Below are 17,487 nucleotides of genomic sequence, written 5' to 3'. Positions count from 1 at the left end.
GGACAACGCTCGAAGTCCTGGGCTCCGCCGGACTGCTCCTGCCACCGGCGACCGGCGTCGCGCCGTGGCTCGCCCTGGCCGCGGCCGTCGGGTTCGTGCTCCTGCAGAGCGGTGCGATCGCCGTACACCTGACCGGCGAAGACCGCCGCGTCGTACTCAACGTCGACCTCATCGCCGCTGCGGCCGTCACCGTCTGGCCGGCCACCGGTTGGCTGTGACCGGGCGGCGATGCCCCGTGGCCGGACCGGGCGTTGGCGCAGGGGCGGGCGTTCCGGCGCGGCGGCGCGCCCCTCCCCCGCAGCGGTCAGGCGGCGAGCACTCCCGTGCCCAGCAGGCCGAAGAGCAGGACACCGATGACGATCCGGTACAGCACGAAGGCGTTGAAGGAGTGCCTGGCGACGAACTTGAGCAGCCAGGCGATCGAGGCGTAGGCGACGACGAAGGAGACGGCGGTGCCCACGACGAGTGGCAGCGGGTCGACTCCGGCGCCGATGGCGTCCTTGAGTTCGTACAGACCCGCGCCGGTCAGGGCCGGGATGCCGAGGAAGAAGGAGAGGCGGGTGGCCGCCACGCGGTCGAGGTCGAGGATGAGGGCGGTGGACATGGTGGCGCCGGAGCGGGAGAAGCCCGGGAAGAGCAGGGCGAGGATCTGGGAGCAGCCGACCAGCATGGCGTCCTTGAGACCGGTGTCGTCCTCGCCGCGCTTGTGGCGGCCCATCTGGTCGGCGGCCCACATGAGGGCGGAGCCGACGATGAGTGATCCGGCAACGACCCACAAGGAGGCGAGGGTGCCCTCGATCAGCGGCTTGGCCGCCAGGCCGACGACGACGATCGGGATGGTGGCGTAGATGACCCACCAGGCGAACTTGTAGTCGTGGTGGTAGCGCTCCTCGCGGTTGGCCAGACCGCGGCCCCAGGCGGAGACGATCCGCACGATGTCCTTGAAGAAGTAGACGAGGACCGCGGCGATCGCGCCGACCTGGATCACGGCGGTGAAACCGACCACGGAGGCGTCGCCGACGGGAATGCCCATCAGCCCTTCGGTGATCTTGAGGTGGCCGGTCGAGGAGACGGGCAGGAATTCGGTCACCCCCTCCACGACTCCGAGGACTGCGGCCTGTCCGACGCTGATAGCACTCATAGGGGTCCATCTCTTTCGTCGTGGGTGGTGAGCGTGGTCAGGCGTTGCAAGGCGAGGGTTCGCGTGGGTACCCCCACCACCCGGGTGAGCAGGTCGAGCGCCGCCGCAGAAGTTCTACGTGACTGTAGAAGATGCGTCAGGGAACACAAAACCCATGGGTGCGGGCACACTCCCGGAACCGTGGCGCCACCCGGGGCGACACCGGACCTGCACGGCGGCCGTCGGGCATGGCAGACTCCAGGAGCAGCTTCTACGGCAACGTAGAACATCTGCGTGAACGCAGAAGACGGCGCTGGAGGAGGCCGACCGTGTCCGTGTACGAACCCACCCCGCCCAAGCGCGGACGGGGCAAAGGCGAGCTGGAGGCCGAGGTCCTCGACACGCTCCACCACGCCGCACCCAAGGCCCTGAGCCCGGGCGAAGTCAAGGACGTCCTCGGCGACGACCTCGCGTACAGCACGGTCGTCACGGCCCTGTCCCGGCTGTACGCCAAGGGCCTGCTCAAGCGCAGCCCGCGGGGGCGCGCCTTCGCCTACGCCCCCATCGCCGACGAATCCGGCCTTGCCGCCCACGAGATGCGCAAGGTGCTGGAGGGCCGCCCGGACCGCGAAGCCGTACTGACCCGGTTCGTCGACGACCTCTCCGACGACGACGAGCAGCTGCTGCGCAAGCTCCTGGACATCGGTGACTGAGGCTCCCCTGATGCATTTCGCCGTGTACCTGCTCCTGCTCTTCCCGGTGCCGGCCGCCTGGGCCGCCCGGCCGCTGGGCGAGCGACTGCCGCCCCGCCTGGCCACCTGGCTGCTGACGGTCGGCGCGGTGGTGCTGGCCTCGGCAAGCAGCCTTGCCCTCGGAGTGCTCGCGATCACCGCGCTGCTCCGCTTCCCCCTGCTCGCGCGGCTGGCCGATGGACGCTGGTCGGCGCAAGTGGCCCAGCACCACGACCCGGCCTCGCTGTCGGTCGGTCTCCTCGCCTGCGCCGTGCTGGCCGCCGCTGCCACCGCAGCGGCCGTGATGCTGTGGCGCCGGGTACGCACGCTGGCCGCCGCCGCGGCGGAAGCCGCTTGCATGCCGGGCCACGAGCAACTGGTGGTCGTCGAAGACCCGGCGGCCGAGGCGTACGCCCTCCCCGGGCTGCCGGGCCGCATCGTGGTCTCCACCGGCATGCTGGACGCGCTCGACAGCTCCGAGCACGAGGTCCTCCTCGCCCACGAGCGGGCCCACCTGACCCACCATCACTACCTGTTCGTCGCCTTCACCCAGCTCGCGGCGGCCGCGAATCCTCTGCTCCGGCCGCTCGCCTCCACCACGTCCTACACGGTCGAACGCTGGGCCGACGAGAGCGCCGCGACCGCGGTCGGCGACCGACGGCAGGTGGCCCGCACCGTGGGCAAGGCGGCCCTGGCGGCCAAGCGCACCCGTGCCCGCGGCTGGATCCCCGCCGCCGCGCTCGGCGTCCTGGGCCGGTTCGCTCCCACGGAACCCGGCCCGGTACCGCGTCGGGTCGCGGCCCTGCTCACGCCGCCCTTGCGCAACCGCACCCTGCTTGTCGCCGCGATCGTCGCACTGCTGCTGGCGACGGCCGTGTGCGCCTTCGAGGCGACGCGCGACCTGGAGGCCCTCCTGGACCTGGCCAGGCACGGCGTCGCACGCCGCTGAACCCGTGCGCCGCTGAACCCGCACTCCGGCCGGGCCCGGCGGTGCGGCCGCGGTGCCGGCTGCCCGGTCTTTGGCCGGCCCGCCGGCCCTGCCCCGCGGATACGCCCGTCGCGGAGGCGCACGCCACGCGGCCGCGGACGTGCTCTACTGCAAGCGGGCCAGCAAGTGGGCGTCGAGGAAGCCCCGTTCGGAGGCCGGGTCGTGGAGCAGCCGGGCGAACGTTGCGAGGCCGGCCCCTGCCAGCAACTCGGCGAAGCGGTCCACCGGCCAGCTGTAGGCAGGCGTCACCTTGTGGTCGAAGCGGACCGGCTCGGGGCCGTCCGTCGCGAAGAACGAGACCAGGATCAGGCCCCCTGGAGCCAGGACACGCGCCTGCTCGGCGAGCAGCGCGGGCAGTTCCCCGGGCGGAGTATGGATCATCGAGTAGTGGGCCAGCACGCCGCCGAGTGCGCGGTCCTCGACCGGCAGGGCCTCCATCCGCGCCTCGTCGAACCGCAGCGACGGATGGGCCCGCCGGGCGTGGGCGACCATGGCCGGGGAGAGGTCGAGTCCGAAGGCGTCCAGCTCCAGGTCGTGCAGCACGGCCGTCAGATGTCCGGGCCCGCACCCCAGGTCGGCGGTCCGCAGGTTGCCCGTTGCGCGCACCAGCTCTGCGAAGGTGGTGACCATGGCCCGGGTGAACGGCCGCGTCTCCAGCCGGTCGGCGAACATGGACGCATAGAGTTCGACGACCCCGTCGTAGGCCGTCCTGGTCCGGTCCTGGTGTTCCGCCACGGGAACGAAGCTAACATCCACGCCGTTCGAAGCCGTTCTCCGGCGCCATGGCGCCGTCCCGCCCCGCGAGGACCGACGGGCTGCGGGTGTGCGGCCCGGCGAGTCGACACGGGGGGCGTCCGGCGGGACCATTCCTCCGTGACGAGGCACTCGTACTCCAAGACCACCTGTCCGGACCGAAGTTCCGCCCACCTCGGGCGGCGCGCTTTCCTCACCGCCATGGGTACCGCCGCAGCGACCTTCGCCACCGGGGTTCCCGCCTACGCGACCCACCACGCCCGCGACGCGGCCACCGCCGACGAGTACGTCGACGTGCAGCTCCTCAACATCACCGACCTGCACGGCTACCTCCAGGCCGCGCCCGGAAGCAACGCCACCATCACCGGCAACAGCGGCCGCAGCTACACCGTCGGCGGCGTCGCCTACATGGCGGCCCACCTCCAACGGCTCCGCTCCGGGCACGCCCACTCCTTCTTCTTCACCCCCGGTGACGCCTTCTCCGGTTGGGAGTTCGACGCCGCCGCCTTCGCCGACGAGCCCACCATCGAGGCCCTCAACCGGATGGGCCTCGACTTCGCGACGGCCGGGAACCACGAGTTCGACAAGTCCCCCGCGTTGCTGCAACGGCACATGGAGCAGGGCATCCCCTTCCCCGTCGAGGGCCGCGACGCCTCCTTCACCGACTCCTCCGGCGCCCGCTTCCACGGCGCCGACTTCCGCTACTACAGCGCCAACGTCGTCCGGGCCGCCGACCAGAGCACCGTCCTGCCCGCGTACAGCATCGAGAAGGTCCACAACGCCGACGGCCGGGAACTGCAGATCGGCTTCATCCACCTCACCGCCCTCGGTACCGAGCTCTTCCCCGGCTCGTACCAGCCCGGCCTCGCCACCCTCGACGAGGTCGCCACCGCCGACCGGTACGCGGCCATGCTCAAGGCCCAAGGCGTCAATGCCATCGTCCTCAGCATGCACGACGGAGCAGTGGCAGGCGCCGACTTCAACAGCGGCACCGACCCTTCCGGCCCGGCCCTGGACCTGGCGCTGCGGGTCTCCCCCGACATCGACGCCATCGTCACCGGCCACTGGCACTGCCGGTTCAACATGATGCTCCCCGACCCCGCCGGGATCCCCCGCCCCTTCGTCGAGGCGGGCTGTTACGGCCAGCTCATCAACGAGATCAACCTCCGCCTCCACCCGGTCACCGGCAAGGTGATCCGCGAGCTGACCGTCTCCACGAACCACCCCAACACCCGGGACGTCACCCCCGACCCGGTCCTCAAAGAGGTCGTGGACTACTGGGCCGGCCAGGCGGCCGCACGCGACCGGTCCAGGATCGGCCGTCAGACCGGCTCGTTCCTGCGCACCCGTAACGCGGCGGGCGAGAGCACGATGGGCGACCTGGTCGCCGACTGGGCGCTGTGGGCGGGCCGCCGCCCGAGCGACCCCGAGAACGACGCCAACATCCACCCCAACGTGCCGGCCCAGTTCGCCCTGGTCGCCGCCGCTCCGCGCGTCGGCCAAGCCGTCATCGCGGGCGACCTGGTCCGCGACGCGGCGTCGGACGGGGCGGTGCCCTTCGGCAATGCCTGGCGGGCCGTCGGTTTCGGCGATCCGGTGGTCAGCGCGTGGGTGAGCGGGCAGCAGATCCACGACGCGCTGGAGCAGCAGTGGACGAGCACGGCGAGCGGCGAACTGCGCTTCGCGCCGCTGGCCCTCTCCAAGAACGTCCACTACACGTTCAACGCCCTGGGCCGGGTCGGTGATCGCGTGAGCCCGGCGGACATCGTCATCGACGGCGCCCCGCTCGACCTCACCGGCACCTACCGCCTGGCCTCCCCCTCCTACACTTTCCTCGCGAACGACGGCTACGACGCGCTCACCGGCTTCCGGGAGCCGTACCGCCACCAGCGCGACTTCGAGAGCTTCGTCGCGTACATCCGCGAGACGCAGACACTGGCACCCGCCCCCCTGAACCGCGTCGCGGCCGTGAACACGACGCACAGCGGCGCCGACGTGGGCACGGTGTTGGAACCCGCCCTCCTCCTGCTTCCCGACGGCAGCCCGATGCCGCGAGCCGAAGCGGCGATCGTCTCGGCGGACCGCCCCCACGCCGTGCGCGACGGCCACCGGCCGCCGTGCTGAGCCGTCCTGACGCCGCCGCTCCGCGGCCTGGAGGACCGATCCGGCAGTACGACGTCGACCAGGTTCAGGCGGGAAGGGAGGCGAGCCAGTCGGCAAGGAGCCGGTTGGTCTCGGCGGGACGCTCGTCCCCTCCCATCTGCGCGAAGACCTTGCTGGGCCGCGGCCCGCCGCGCGGGGCGTAGGGGACGCTGAGCATCCCCACCGCGCGGAAGACGGTTGTCCTCCACCAGTTCCACCATCCGGTACGTCATCACGCGAGTGATGACGCGGGTGTGTCGAGCCGGAGGAGAGCCACCGACTCGGGCGGGCGACCGGTGCCACGCGGTGCCCCGCCCCCCGAGTGGCGGCGGGACGGCGACCTCGCCGAGTGCGAGGAGGCGCTCGGCGGGAGGGTTCGTCCACAGGGAGCCTCCGCGAAACCCGTTGGCGGACGCCGGCGACCACTGTTAACCTCGCGGAGGCCGTGCGAGAGAACGAGGAGGTGGTACCCGTGGACGCAGTATCGACATGGGTGCTCCCCTCCGGGGTCACGGTCGGACGATAGGTCGTCCGGGAGCGCCGTCTCTGAGCACTCCCGAAAGGCACGACCATGCGTTTCACTTCCGAGCAGCACCTCGACGACGGTGTCCTCGAACGCGAATTCACCCTCGGCGAGATCCCCGGCATCCTGTGGACGCCCGTATCCGCATCCGCGCCGGTCCCACTGATCCTGCTCGGCCACCCTCCGCTCGGACTGCACAAGATGTATCCCCGGCTGGTGGCCCGGGCCCGGCGCGCCGTGACGGACGGCTTCGCCGCGGCCACCATCGAACTCCCCGGAAGCGGCGACCGGCCCCGTTGGGCCGCCGCCGAGCAGGCCCGCGCCGACCTGCGCCGGGCCATGGAAGCGGGCGACCCGGTCAGCGACGACATCATCGACGCCCTCGTCCTCCCGCTCGTCGACAAAGCCGTCCCCGAATGGCAGGCCGCCCTGGACGACCTCCTGTCGCTGCCCGGGATCGGCGGCCCGGTCGGGTACTCGGGGGGAGTGATCTCCATCGGCGTTCGCCTTGCGGTGGTCGAACCGCGCATCGAGGCCGCCGCATTCTTCGCCGGGAGTTTCGTGCCTCGCGCCATGTTCGAGCAGGCCCGCCAGGTCACCATTCCCCTGCACGTCCTGCTCCAGTGGGACGACGAAGGCAACGACCGGCAAGCGGCCCTGGACCTGTTCGACGCCTTCGGCTCCGAGGAGAAGTCCCTCCACGCCAACATGGGCGGCCACACCGGCGTCCCGCAGTTCGCGGCGGACGCCGCGGCCCAGTTCTTCACCCGGCACCTGCGGTGACGCCGGGCCGTCAGGCCGGCAGCAGGAGGCATCCCGTGCCGGCCGGGATGCCACCCGCCGAGAACGGGCTCCGGCCCTGCGGTCACAGCCGGATCGCTACGGCTGACGTGGGATCAGGGCGTGGAAGTGGGCCGCCGCGCGCTCGGCTACGGCTTCGACGTACGGCATGTACGCCTCGGGGTCCGCGTGGTCGGTCATCGGCAGTGCCAGAGGTTCGTCGCGGCCCGGGGGCCGGAAGACGATGATCTCGTTGCGGATCAGCTCCTCCGCGAACTCCTCGATGCTCCGCTTGAACCACGAGTACGTATAGCCATAGCCCCCCGGCGGGATCTTTGACCTGAATTCCCTCGCGAAACCGAACTCTCCCGATCGGTGCACGGTGAGGATCTGGTCGGGGGGCAGGTACAGCTGGTAGAGCCATTCCTTCGCGTCAACGCATCCGGCCGGCACGTCCGGTGGCGTCCGGAGCCGGGTGGTGTCGGGCAGGTCCGACCAGTCGAAGCGGATCCACCAGCCACGGAGCACTTCCTGGGGATTCGCCCTTATCGTGCTGATGCCGGGCCTGCCCGCCTCCTCCAGTGCTGCGGCCGTTTCGGTGATCGCCTCGACGACTTTCCGTACGGCTCGCGCGCTCGCCTGCCTGTTGCGCACCGACGCGCGCACACCCGCCCACCACACGGCGACGTCACCCACGGCCGACTGCACTTGCGGAGGCCAACTCGCGGGGCTTTCTCCTCTCGCTGCCATCTGGCGGGGGCTGAGGCCGCCCGACAGCGGGCGGTCAGCCACCTCCTGCCGGCTCTCCCACTTCCTGAGCCGGGCGATGACCTCCGTCCGCTGACGCTCCTTCTCCCGGTACGCACGCCTCGCCATTTCGCGCTCGTGAGCCTCCCGCTCCGTCAGGCGCGCTTCGATGACGTCCCGGACCGGCTGGTACGCGGCCGCCGCAGACCGCACCTGCGCCAGGAACGATGCCCCGGCGTCGTCGTACCTCGCCCGCGCCCGTCGACGCGTCACGATCGTGTCCCACCGCCCGATCCACCGTTCCGCTTTCAGCAGCTTCTGCTCCTCCGCGGCGATCTGCTGCACGAACGAGGCAGCGGCGGCGGTCCAAGAAGCGACCTCCTCCGGCGTGCCGGTCACGTCCACATAACGGGGCATCGATGTTCGCCATGCGCCCAGGGTGTCCGCGACGTGTCCGTCGGCCGGTCAGGATCCCGGGGGAACCAGTACACGGTGATGTCAAGGTCCTCACCGAGCCGGACGCCCCTGTAGGTGATCTGTAAGGCCATACGCCCACCATGGCAGTTCCCCGGGTCCCGGAACACGGGAAGCAGAAAGACTCCTGGGCGAGGAGCGCCCGCTACCGGCCCCCCTCCCCCGGGCGGGCACGCTTGGCGATGCGGGAATCACGGCCCCGTCGGGGGTTCGTCGCGCGGCCCGGATGTCGGGCCGGGGCTGCGACCGCTGGTCGATGCCGAGTCCGGCGGGAAGAAGCGGCGCAGCAGGCGGACCCATGGGGACCAACGGGCGGGCCGGACCAGGTGGCCCGTGGCCTCCCGCTCGATGTTGTCGAACAGGTCGGCGAGGAGCGCCTCGTGCAGCCAGCGGATCGCGAGCGGCCAGACCAGGCGCATTTTCCCGGCCAGACGCCCCGACGCCGTATGGACGACCTCGCAGCGGGCCGGCCCGTCGGGTACGACGACGAATTCGTGGTGGCCCTCCAGGCCCAGCCCGGGGGTGAAGGTGAACCGGACCCGGGTGCCGGGCTCGTACGCGCTGACCTCGTAGCGGATCCTGCCGTGCCCCCCGGCCGAGCCGACGGCCAGTCCGGCGTCGAGCCGCAGCGGGGACCAGGAACGCGCCGGCCACAAGCGGTCTTGTGGGGTGCTCAGGCGGTCGAGTAGCCGCCCGACCTCGGATGCCGGTGCCTCGATCGCGCGGCGCTGGATGTTGCGCATGCGGTGCCTCCTCCGAACACACTCCATACGGGTGCGTATGGATACGACCGTACGCTACCGTATGGGGAGGGGACAAGATCGTCGGCGGTTTCGGCGAACGACTGGACGGAAGCCGCACTGAGCGCCCTCGGCGAAGGCGGAGTCAGCGCCGTCGCGGTGGAGCCGCTCGCGGCCCGGCTCGGCACGACCAGGGGCAGCCTCACTGGCACTTCGTGAAGCGAGAGGCGCTCATCGAGGCAGCGCTCTCGCTGCGGGAACAGCGCTTCACCCGGGGGAGCAGGAACGCGAAGCACAACCCCGTGTCCGGCGCTGAGGGCCCAACTGGGCGACTACGTCGACGCGGCGGTCGAGTGGCCGCCGCCCGACGCACCCGCCCGGCCACTCCCGAGGCACCGTGAAGATGCGCGCGCGACACGCGGCTTACGGCGGGCGGTCCGCCTGCCCCCGGGCCCGGATGGCGGGTCGGCGCGTCGGGTGGCAGCCTGGAGGAGAGACCGAAGCGGCGCAGAATGTCACGCGCCGCCCCTGCGCGGTGTGAAAGTCTCCACCGCCGCAAACTGGTCGTCTCCCCATGTTCCCAGGAGGTGAACCTCCTTGAGCAGACAGGCTTCGCTCACCAGGATCGTACGGAGTCTCGCCGTGGCCGGTGTCCTGTCGGCCGCCCTGGTGCCGGTCTCCACAGCACCGGCGACGGCCGTCGCATGCGATGCCGCGGCCGCTGCCCGAGCTCCCGGCAGCAGCAACGACAGCGCTGTGCGGAACGCGCTGCTCTGCCTCATCAACGCCCAGCGCACCCAGAGGGGCCTTCCCGCGCTCAGCACGAACACGGCCCTGACGACCGCGGCACAGCAGCACTCCGCCGCCGCCGTAGCGCTCAAGTGGTGGGGACCGGGCAAGGATTCGCACCGCAACCCCCAGACCGGATCGACACCGGAAAGTCGGATCAAGGCCGCCGGCTACTGCCCCAACCCCAGATCATGGGCCGTCGCTGAAATCACGTACACCGGCTGGGGCGGCTCGGGGACCCCGAACGCCGCCGTCAACTGGTGGATGAACGTCAGCACGTGGGGCCACCGCCAGATCATCCTCGACCCGTCGATGCGAGAGATAGGGGCCTGGGCCCAGCCGGGTGCGGCCGACCAGGCCGGAGCCGGCGCGAGCCAGGCCGGGACGTACGTCGTGACCTTCGGGCGCTGCCAGCAGTGATCCGGGGCGTGAGGTCCGGGCACTGCGAGCAGGGTCTGCAAGGTCGACGGTGCTCTGATCAACGGCGGCCGCGGGGGGCAGGCGTCTCGTGCCCCGCCCCGACCACGTGCACCGACCCGACCACGTGCCCGACCATGCGCACCGACCTCGACCGTTCGCTGTGGGAGTCGTCATGTCCATGTTGCTGATCAGGGGTTCGTTCAAGATGACGGACCGCGCACGGCCGGACGGGGACACGCTTCCGTTCGTCGCGGACAACGTGGCCGACTGGAAGCTCGTGCCCGGATGCGCACCGATCGTGCCCAAGGCCGACGGCCGCGTCAGCATCCGGCTCGAGGCCATCGACGCGCTGGAGACCCACTACGGCCAGAAGCCGCACGAGGAGCACCAGCCGCGCGACCTCGCCCACCAGGCCGCGGACAAGCTGCTGACCCTCGTCGGCTTCGAGTCCGTCATTCGCAACGAGGACGACGAGACCGTCGTCACCGTGCCCAAGAGCGTGCCCGGCTGGATCCTCACCCGGGGCAGCGACGTCCACGGCCGGTGCGTGGCCTTCGTCGGCAAGACCACCCCGCCCGTGTACAGCGGCTACGAGACGGCCATCGACGAAGAGCTGCTGAAGAAGACCGCCAACTACCAGTTGCTGCGGCTCGGCTTGACCTACCCGACGTACTACTCCGGCCTGGCCGGGTACCTGCGTGAACTGCTCACCGACGCCTCGGAACAGGCCCGGGCGGCCGGGGCGGGCCTGTGGGCCGCCGGTGTCGACAAGACCATCGACGGGGCGACGGTCACCGGGATGCCCTCGATCACGGACGACCACAGCGGACAGGTGATGCTGCCGAAGCTGTTCCGCCGCCTCAAGGATTACTTGGACTTCACCCCGGACGATCCCTCGCTGGATCGCTTCCGGGCGTACCTGGCCGGCGGCGCGGACGAGTACCGTCTCCTGCCCGACACCAAGCAGCTCTTCAGCGGGCTGCACAACATCGTCCAGGTCACCGCCGACAACACCGTGAAGATGACCCACCCGGCCAGAGAGATCATTTTCACGGAGAAGTGAACCCGGGCCGCCGGCCTGACCACGCGGAGGCCGCCGGCATCATATGAAACGCCACATGAAACGCCCCGTCGGCATCAGGAAACGACGGTGCCGCTGACGACGGTGTCCCCCGTCTTGTGGGGGGACCGGGCCGGCCGCGACGGAAACTCGGATGCGGGTGCCGCACGGCCGGCCCTAGGCTGCGCTCGCCGGGAGGGTGAGGCGCCGTATCGACCGTCAGTGGATCGGGGACGCACGGGATATGACCAGTCGATTGTTCGCGATCTGTTTCCGTGCGACCCGGCCGTCGAGCCTCGCGCAGTTCTGGTCCGGGCTCCTGGGCTGGGAGTCGACCGAGGGACCGGACACCGACGTCACGCTCCTGCCCCCCGACCCCGCCGGGATCCGCATCCGTTTTCTGCCTGGCCAGGAGCACAAGACCGGCCAGAACCGGGCGCACTTCGACCTGACGAGCACCTCACCGGAGGATCAGCAGCAGACGGTGGCCAGGGCGCTGGCTCTCGGCGGGAAGCACATCGACGTGGGGCAACTGCCGGAAGAGGGGCACGTGGTCCTCGCCGATCCGGACGGCAACGAGTTCTGCGTCATCGAGGCGGGCAACAAGTTCCTCGCCGACACCGGCTTCATCGGAGCACTGGCCTGCGACGGAGCGCAGGAGGTCGGTTACTTCTGGAGCGAGGCGCTGCGGTGGCCGCTGGTCTGGGACCAGGACCAGGAGACCGCGATCCAATCGCCGAACGGCGGTACGAAGATCACCTGGGGTGGTCCTCCCGTGGCGCCGAAGACGGGGACGAACAGGCTGTACTTCGAGCTGGCGCCCCCCGCGGGCTCGGGCTGGGAGGCGGAAGTCGACCGCCTGATCTCGCTCGGCGCGACGCACACCGGCGAGGGCGACGGCGCCCGGGCACTGATGCTCGACCCCGACGGCAACGAGTTCTCCGTACAAAAGCGCCGGTAGCGAGGGCTGTTGCGGGGGCCGGGATCGCGCGTCGATGAGGCCCGCGCGGCAACTGCGCGGGACGCTGACCGCCTTGGCCTGTACATGGGAGCGGCTCCACATCGGCCGCGGGCCGGGCGGACGCCCCGTCGCAGATCCGCCGTGGGACACCGCCCATGATTGGGTCAGGAAGCGTCAAAGGATGAGGAGTCAAGCAAAGCGTTCGACATCAAGTGACAAAGGTGCTTGTCCTGTGCATGACCTCCCGATGGGATCACGGAAGCCGTCACGTGCGGCTCCACCCCACACAAGGAGCACTCATGCGCATACCTCGCCCCCGGCTCCGCGCCACGGTCGCCACGGCAGGGGCCACCGCCCTCGCCTGCGCCGCCCTGGTCGCCACTCCTCTGAGCGGGGCCGCCTCGGCCGGCCCCACCGCCGGCCGGCAGGTGAAGCCCGTTCCCGCCGTCGCCGGACACCAGTTGGTCCGCGCCGTCGGCAGCCCGCTGTCCACGGAACAGTGTCAGGCGAAGTGGAAGATCGCCTGCTACGGACCGCTGCAGTACCGCCAGGCGTACCACCTGGACCCGCTCTACAAGGCCGGCATCACCGGCAAGGGCCGGACCATCGTGATCGTGGACTCGTTCGGCTCGCCGACCATCCAGCACGACCTCGACGTGTACAGCAAGCAGTTCGGCATTCCCAGCAGCAAGGTCCAGGTGGTCAAGTGGGGCAACGTCCCGGCCTGGGACCCGAAGAACGCCGACATGACCGGCTGGGCCGGCGAGTCCACACTCGACGTCGAAATGGCCCACGCCATGGCGCCGGACGCCAAGATCGTGCTCGTGGAGACCGCGGTGGCGGAGACCGAGGGCGTCACCGGCTTCCCCGAGATGATGTCGGCCGAGAAGTCCCTGATCGACCGGGGAATCGGCGACGTCATCACCCAGAGCTTCGGCGCGACCGAGAACACCTTCCCGGGCTTCGACAAGGGCGACTTCTCCAGCCTGAAGAACCTGCGGTACGCCTTCAAGGCGGCAGCGGCGCACGACGTGACCGTCCTCGCCTCCTCCGGTGACGGTGGCGCCACGGACAGCACGGCGGACGGCAGCGGTTACTACAAGGAGCGCGTGAACTCCTGGCCCTCGTCCGACCCGCTGGTCACCTCGATCGGCGGAACCCAGCTGCACCTCGACGACAAGGGCAACCGCCTCAGCCCCGAGAGCGTCTACAACGACAACGGAGCGGGGGGCGGCGGCCAGTCGCACGTCTTCGAGCGGCCCGCGTTCCAAAACGGCGTCCGCGGCATCGTCGGCAATCGGCGCGGCACCCCGGACATCTCGATGGCCGCCGCCGTCAACGGCGGGGCGTGGGTGTATTCCAGCTACGACCCGACCGCGGTCGGCTGGGACGTGTCCGGCGGTACCAGCGAGGCCGCGCCGTTGTTCTCAGGCATCGTCGCCCTCGCCGACCAGGCGGCCGGTCGCCGGATCGGCAACCTCAACGAGGCCCTGTACTCGCTGTACAAGGACGAGGGCTACAAGCCGTCGAGCGGCCTCGTGGACGTCAACGACGGCACGAACAACAGCTACGCGGGCGTGACCGGCTACACCGCGGTCAACGGCTACGACATGGCGACCGGCCTCGGCACCATCGACGCGGCACGCTTCGTCCCGGCCCTGGCACGGGAGGGCCGGCACTACTGATCACCGGGCGGCTCACGACCGTCGCGCACGGCACTGCCCGGTTCTCCGGGCGGTGCCGTGCGCACGCCCTCCGCGACCGGGGCTTTCAGGGGGCGCCGTCCGGCCGGGCCGCAGAGCCGTCCCGGGCGGCCTTGGCAAGTCCCGAGTTCCGGTAGGAGTAGCCGAAATAGATGACCAGCCCGATCAGGAACCAGACCACGAACCGGATCCACGTCTGCACCTGGAGGTAGGTGATGAGCCAGATGGAGGCGATCACCCCGATGGCGGGGGTGACGGGCATGAAGGGTGCCCGGAACTCCCGCGGCAGGTCGGGACGCCGGTAGCGGAGCACGATGACGGCACTGCACACGACCACGAAAGCGAGCAGGATGCCGATGTTGGTCAGCTCCGCAGCCGCGCCGATCGGCACGAAGCCCGCGATGGCGGCCGATGCCACGCCGACGATCCAGGTGACGCGGGTCGGGACGTGCCGGGTGGGGTGCGTCTTGGCGAACCAGTGGGGCAGCAGTCCGTCGCGGCTCATGGAGAACCACACGCGCGTGACACCGAGCATGAAGGTGAACATCACCGTGAGGATGCCGATGATCGCCCCGACCGCGATCACGTCGGCGAGCGCGCCGAGCCCCACCGACTTGAAGGCGCTGGAGAACCCGCTCTCCGGGTCGATCTCCGTGTAGTGCTGCATGCCCGTCAGGACCAGGCAGGCGAGGACGTACAGCACCATGGCGATGGCGAGCGAGTAGATGATCGCCCTGGGCATGTGGCGTTGGGCGTCCTTGGACTCCTCCGCCGCCGTGCTCATCGCGTCGTAGCCGAAGACGGCGAAGAAGACGGTGGCCGCCCCGGTGAAGGCGCCTCCCACTCCGAACGGGAAGAAGGGGGTGTAGTTGTCGGTGTTGATGTGGAAGAAGCCGACGATGATGACGAGCAGGACGACGAGCACCTTGAGCACGACGACGACCGTCTCGAAGCGTGCGGCGTTCTTGATGCCGAGGTTGAGCAGATAGGCGGTGAACAGGCACAGCACGGCGGCGATGAGGTCGACGCGGTGGCCCTCCCCCGTCCCGGGCGCGCCGAGCATCCAGGTGGGCAGGCCGGCGCCGGTGTCGGTGAGGAGGAAGTTGAAGTAGCCCGAGATGCCGATGGCGACGACGGCGACGATGGCCGTGTACTCCAGCAGCAGGTCCCAGCCGATGAACCAGCCCGCCAGTTCGCCGAGGACCGCGTATCCGTATGTGTAGGCGGAGCCGGCCTTCGGGATCAGGCCGGCGAACTCCGCGTACGAGAAGGCGGCCGCGGCGCTGGCCACCCCGGCGATGAGGAACGAGACCAGTACGGCCGGCCCGGCGATGCTGTGGGCGACCGTGCCGGCGAGCGTGAAGATGCCGGCGCCGATGATGCCGCCGACGCCGATCGCGGTGAGCTGCCACAGGCCGAGGGTCCGCGTGAGCTGCTCGCTGGGGGCGCCCTCGGTCTCATCGATGTGCTCGATCGGCTTGCGGCGCAGTACGCCTTCTCCCATCCGCAGCCTCGACATGTCCGGTCCTTTCCACGGGTGCTGACGGGGTTTCATGATGGCGCAGTCACCGGGACGGCGGAGTTAGGCGCTCCGCGCGTCGTCGTGGGCGGGGCAGTCCGGTCGGCGTGAGCGGTTGCCGGGAGAACACGTCGCAGCGGGCCCGTCCCGCCGGCCCGGCTTGGGGCGACGGGGAGCCGGGGAAGGTGAGGGCAGGGGGTGGTTCGCATGGGCTTGACGGGTGGGGTGCCGACCGGTGTGGCGTGGTGCCTGTTGCTGCTCGCCGGTGGGCTGCGGCTCAGCGGCGGGCGGGCCCGGCCACTCGGCAGGGCGCTGTCGCCGGTCGAGGTGGGACTGTTGCGCGGGGGCGCGCCGGGGGCGGCGCAGACCGGACTGGTCGAGTTGTACCTCGTCGGCGCGGTGGAGGCGGGGTTCCGTCAGACGGTCCGGGGCGTTGAGACGCGGCTGCCGCCGCACGGCTCGTCCGCGGTGGCCCGTGCGCAGTACGGCTCGCTCTACCGGGGGATGCACCCCCGTCGGCTGCGGGACTACGAGCGAGTGCGGGATGCCATCGGGGAGACGGCCCAGGGGCTGGAGCGCGCGGGGCTGCTGATGTCCGGGAGGCGGCGATGGGCCGTACGGGCCCTGCTGCTCCCGGTGTTCGCCGCGGCGCCGTTGGAGGCCGTCGCAGGCGGAAGGACGGCTGTGTGGCTGTGGCTCGCCCTCCTCGCCGACGTCACCGCGGTGGCGTCGTGGGCCTGGTCCCGGCGCACCCCGCGCGGCGCGGCTCTGCTCGCCCGGCTGCGCCTGGAGCACGCCGGAGCCCGCCGGGCCACGGAGCGCGACGATCCGGGCATGCTGCTGCTGAGCGTGGCGCTATTCGGCGCGTCGGCGCTGCGCGCCCAGCTCCCCCGGTTCACCGAGGAGGGCGGACTGCTGACCCGCCCCCCGAGGGAGCCCATGGAGCGGGGCGGAAGGGGCGGCTGGCACGAGACGTCAGGAGGGTGCGGAGGTTGCGGGGGCTGAGAGCGCGCCCCTCCCCCGCAACCGCAAGGAGGCCCACCACCGTCGCCTCAGTCCCCGTCGCCACGGCCGTCGGCGGCGCGGGCACGGGCGCCCGAGCGGGTGCGGGCCTGGGTCTGGGCGCGCTGCGGGTGACGGCGTAGGTACTCGCGTTCCAGCTCGTCCATCCGCTTCGTGTGGGTGGCCAGCGCATCGTCGGACCCGTGCAGCAGGGTCTCGTGGCGCGTGCGGTGGATGGCCTCCAGCTCCCTCAGCAGCACGCTTTCTTCAAGATCTTGGGCCGACGGGCCGCCCTGGTGATCGGTCATCGCAGGTGCGCCTCCTTCTGCTCACGCGCCAGGCCCCCGGGCCGCTCCTTCCATCATGCTGCCCCTCACGGATGGCTGCTCGTCCCGACGGCTTGCCCGGCGGTTTGGGGGCGGCTTGGGGGTGGCTTGGGGGTGCGGTGCCGGGGGCTACTCCTTGGCCGGGTCGGCGTGCGGCTGCTTGACGATCCGATCGCCGACGGTCACCGACTTCCAGAGCCGGCGGCTGATCCGCACCTTGACGGATTCGCCGTTGGCAAGGCGGATCTCGACGAAGTGGTACATGTTCGAGCCGTCGAGCATGCCGCGGGACATCTTGGTGACGACGCCTTCCCAGGAGTCGTCGGGTCCGAATTCATATGGTTTCGACATGATGTGAAGTCTAGGGAGAGCGGCAGACACCTCGGTAGGGCGGCGAATCACCTCTTGTGGGGTACATATGTCATGTCGGGGCGCCGGAACGCCGCTGGGTCGGCATGACAGGCGCCCGGCCGGGGCTTCCCAGCCGGGCGACTCTTCGGACCACTGGCACCAGGGCGACGGGACGGACCCTCATCCCTGGTTCGGCTTGTTCCCCTGGTCCTGGCCGGGGTTCTGCTGCTGGTCGGGGACCTTGTTCTGGTCCGGGACCTTGTTCTGGTCCGGGACCTTGTTCTGGTCTGACTTGGTCCCCTGATCCTGGCCCGGGTTCTGCGGCTTGTCCGGCACCTTGTTCTGGTCCGGGACCTTG

At 70.6% G+C, this 17,487-nt stretch carries 16 protein-coding genes and 2 pseudogenes; 10 read left to right on the top strand and 8 right to left on the bottom strand.

The window, feature by feature from the left end; genetic code table 11:
- Positions 1-8: 8 nt before the first annotated feature.
- Positions 9-218: pseudogene (locus IE207_RS20455) on the top strand (DoxX family protein); the annotation flags it as partial.
- An 86-nt stretch (positions 219-304) separates the two neighbouring features.
- Here the strand turns inward: IE207_RS20455 and IE207_RS20450 are convergent.
- On the bottom strand, positions 305-1,141 hold the full coding sequence (locus IE207_RS20450) for an undecaprenyl-diphosphate phosphatase (RefSeq protein ID WP_190185710.1): 837 nt from the start codon (positions 1,139-1,141) through the stop codon (positions 305-307).
- 308 nt (positions 1,142-1,449) lie between these two features.
- On the opposite strand from IE207_RS20450, the gene IE207_RS20445 reads away from it, so the two are divergent.
- Positions 1,450-1,833, top strand: coding sequence for a BlaI/MecI/CopY family transcriptional regulator (locus IE207_RS20445; RefSeq protein WP_229873845.1), 384 nt, complete (start codon positions 1,450-1,452; stop codon positions 1,831-1,833).
- 10 nt (positions 1,834-1,843) lie between these two features.
- The gene (locus tag IE207_RS20440; protein ID WP_190185708.1) at positions 1,844-2,800 is read left to right on the top strand and encodes a M56 family metallopeptidase; all 957 of its coding nucleotides are present in this window, start codon (positions 1,844-1,846) and stop codon (positions 2,798-2,800) included.
- A gap of 144 nt (positions 2,801-2,944) precedes the next feature.
- Here the strand turns inward: IE207_RS20440 and IE207_RS20435 are convergent, their stop codons facing one another.
- Positions 2,945-3,574: a class I SAM-dependent methyltransferase gene (locus IE207_RS20435; protein WP_190185707.1), complete on the bottom strand. Its 630-nt coding sequence runs from the start codon at positions 3,572-3,574 to the stop codon at positions 2,945-2,947.
- A gap of 219 nt (positions 3,575-3,793) precedes the next feature.
- On the opposite strand from IE207_RS20435, the gene IE207_RS20430 reads away from it, so the two are divergent.
- Positions 3,794-5,716, top strand: a complete 1,923-nt coding sequence (locus tag IE207_RS20430) for a bifunctional metallophosphatase/5'-nucleotidase (RefSeq protein WP_190185894.1) — start codon at positions 3,794-3,796, stop codon at positions 5,714-5,716.
- Between the two features lie 121 nt (positions 5,717-5,837).
- On the opposite strand, the pseudogene IE207_RS34120 reads toward IE207_RS20430, so the two are convergent.
- Positions 5,838-5,939 (bottom strand): annotated as a pseudogene (locus IE207_RS34120) (alpha/beta hydrolase); the annotation flags it as partial.
- 366 nt (positions 5,940-6,305) lie between these two features.
- Here IE207_RS34120 and IE207_RS20420 point away from each other — a divergent pair.
- The gene (locus IE207_RS20420; protein ID WP_190185705.1) at positions 6,306-7,040 is read left to right on the top strand and encodes a dienelactone hydrolase family protein; all 735 of its coding nucleotides are present in this window, start codon (positions 6,306-6,308) and stop codon (positions 7,038-7,040) included.
- Positions 7,041-7,136: 96 nt separating this feature from the next.
- On the opposite strand, the gene IE207_RS20415 is transcribed toward IE207_RS20420, so the two are convergent.
- A complete protein-coding gene (locus tag IE207_RS20415) occupies positions 7,137-8,201 on the bottom strand; it encodes a hypothetical protein (protein ID WP_190185704.1) in 1,065 nt (354 codons plus the stop codon).
- 248 nt (positions 8,202-8,449) lie between these two features.
- Entirely contained in the window at positions 8,450-9,001 is a 552-nt protein-coding gene (locus tag IE207_RS20410; RefSeq protein WP_229873844.1) for an SRPBCC family protein, read from the bottom strand.
- Between the two features lie 594 nt (positions 9,002-9,595).
- Here IE207_RS20410 and IE207_RS20405 point away from each other — a divergent pair.
- The 4 genes from IE207_RS20405 to IE207_RS20390 all read left to right on the top strand — a co-directional run bounded on the left by IE207_RS20405 (position 9,596) and on the right by IE207_RS20390 (position 13,913).
- On the top strand, positions 9,596-10,207 hold the full coding sequence (locus IE207_RS20405; RefSeq protein ID WP_190185703.1) for a CAP domain-containing protein: 612 nt from the start codon (positions 9,596-9,598) through the stop codon (positions 10,205-10,207).
- 172 nt (positions 10,208-10,379) lie between these two features.
- Positions 10,380-11,270 (top strand): nuclease, encoded by an 891-nt coding sequence (locus tag IE207_RS20400; protein ID WP_190185702.1) that lies wholly within the window; start codon positions 10,380-10,382, stop codon positions 11,268-11,270.
- 241 nt (positions 11,271-11,511) lie between these two features.
- Complete coding sequence (locus IE207_RS20395; RefSeq protein ID WP_190185701.1) at positions 11,512-12,228, top strand: VOC family protein; 717 nt, start codon at positions 11,512-11,514, stop codon at positions 12,226-12,228.
- Between the two features lie 299 nt (positions 12,229-12,527).
- A complete protein-coding gene (locus IE207_RS20390) occupies positions 12,528-13,913 on the top strand; it encodes a S53 family peptidase (protein ID WP_190185700.1) in 1,386 nt (461 codons plus the stop codon).
- 85 nt (positions 13,914-13,998) lie between these two features.
- On the opposite strand, the gene IE207_RS20385 is transcribed toward IE207_RS20390, so the two are convergent.
- Complete coding sequence (locus tag IE207_RS20385) at positions 13,999-15,450, bottom strand: amino acid permease (RefSeq protein ID WP_190185699.1); 1,452 nt, start codon at positions 15,448-15,450, stop codon at positions 13,999-14,001.
- 207 nt (positions 15,451-15,657) lie between these two features.
- On the opposite strand from IE207_RS20385, the gene IE207_RS20380 reads away from it, so the two are divergent.
- Positions 15,658-16,455: a TIGR04222 domain-containing membrane protein gene (locus IE207_RS20380; RefSeq protein WP_190185698.1), complete on the top strand. Its 798-nt coding sequence runs from the start codon at positions 15,658-15,660 to the stop codon at positions 16,453-16,455.
- A gap of 47 nt (positions 16,456-16,502) precedes the next feature.
- On the opposite strand, the gene IE207_RS20375 is transcribed toward IE207_RS20380, so the two are convergent.
- Entirely contained in the window at positions 16,503-16,760 is a 258-nt protein-coding gene (locus IE207_RS20375) for a DUF6158 family protein (protein ID WP_190185697.1), read from the bottom strand.
- 147 nt (positions 16,761-16,907) lie between these two features.
- On the bottom strand, positions 16,908-17,129 hold the full coding sequence (locus IE207_RS20370; RefSeq protein WP_190185912.1) for a DUF7489 domain-containing protein: 222 nt from the start codon (positions 17,127-17,129) through the stop codon (positions 16,908-16,910).
- Between the last annotated feature and the right edge of the window lie 358 nt (positions 17,130-17,487).

Source organism: Streptomyces cirratus (assembly GCF_014650775.1).
Lineage (GTDB): Bacteria > Actinomycetota > Actinomycetes > Streptomycetales > Streptomycetaceae > Streptomyces > Streptomyces cirratus.
This window is presented reverse-complemented; position numbering and strand designations above follow the sequence as displayed.

What these genes read in the sequence shown, in the direction of transcription:
- IE207_RS20440 (WP_190185708.1), top strand. Translation starts at nt 1,844, where the DNA reads ATGCATTTCGCCGTGTACCTGCTCCTGCTCTTCCCGGTGCCGGCCGCC.
- IE207_RS20375 (WP_190185697.1), bottom strand. Translation starts at nt 16,760, where the DNA reads ATGACCGATCACCAGGGCGGCCCGTCGGCCCAAGATCTTGAAGAAAGC.
- IE207_RS20450 (WP_190185710.1), bottom strand. Translation starts at nt 1,141, where the DNA reads ATGAGTGCTATCAGCGTCGGACAGGCCGCAGTCCTCGGAGTCGTGGAG.
- IE207_RS20420 (WP_190185705.1), top strand. Translation starts at nt 6,306, where the DNA reads ATGCGTTTCACTTCCGAGCAGCACCTCGACGACGGTGTCCTCGAACGC.
- IE207_RS20400 (WP_190185702.1), top strand. Translation starts at nt 10,380, where the DNA reads ATGTCCATGTTGCTGATCAGGGGTTCGTTCAAGATGACGGACCGCGCA.
- IE207_RS20385 (WP_190185699.1), bottom strand. Translation starts at nt 15,450, where the DNA reads ATGTCGAGGCTGCGGATGGGAGAAGGCGTACTGCGCCGCAAGCCGATC.
- IE207_RS20390 (WP_190185700.1), top strand. Translation starts at nt 12,528, where the DNA reads ATGCGCATACCTCGCCCCCGGCTCCGCGCCACGGTCGCCACGGCAGGG.
- IE207_RS20380 (WP_190185698.1), top strand. Translation starts at nt 15,658, where the DNA reads ATGGGCTTGACGGGTGGGGTGCCGACCGGTGTGGCGTGGTGCCTGTTG.
- IE207_RS20410 (WP_229873844.1), bottom strand. Translation starts at nt 9,001, where the DNA reads ATGCGCAACATCCAGCGCCGCGCGATCGAGGCACCGGCATCCGAGGTC.
- IE207_RS20415 (WP_190185704.1), bottom strand. Translation starts at nt 8,201, where the DNA reads ATGCCCCGTTATGTGGACGTGACCGGCACGCCGGAGGAGGTCGCTTCT.
- IE207_RS20430 (WP_190185894.1), top strand. Translation starts at nt 3,794, where the DNA reads ATGGGTACCGCCGCAGCGACCTTCGCCACCGGGGTTCCCGCCTACGCG.
- IE207_RS20395 (WP_190185701.1), top strand. Translation starts at nt 11,512, where the DNA reads ATGACCAGTCGATTGTTCGCGATCTGTTTCCGTGCGACCCGGCCGTCG.
- IE207_RS20370 (WP_190185912.1), bottom strand. Translation starts at nt 17,129, where the DNA reads ATGTCGAAACCATATGAATTCGGACCCGACGACTCCTGGGAAGGCGTC.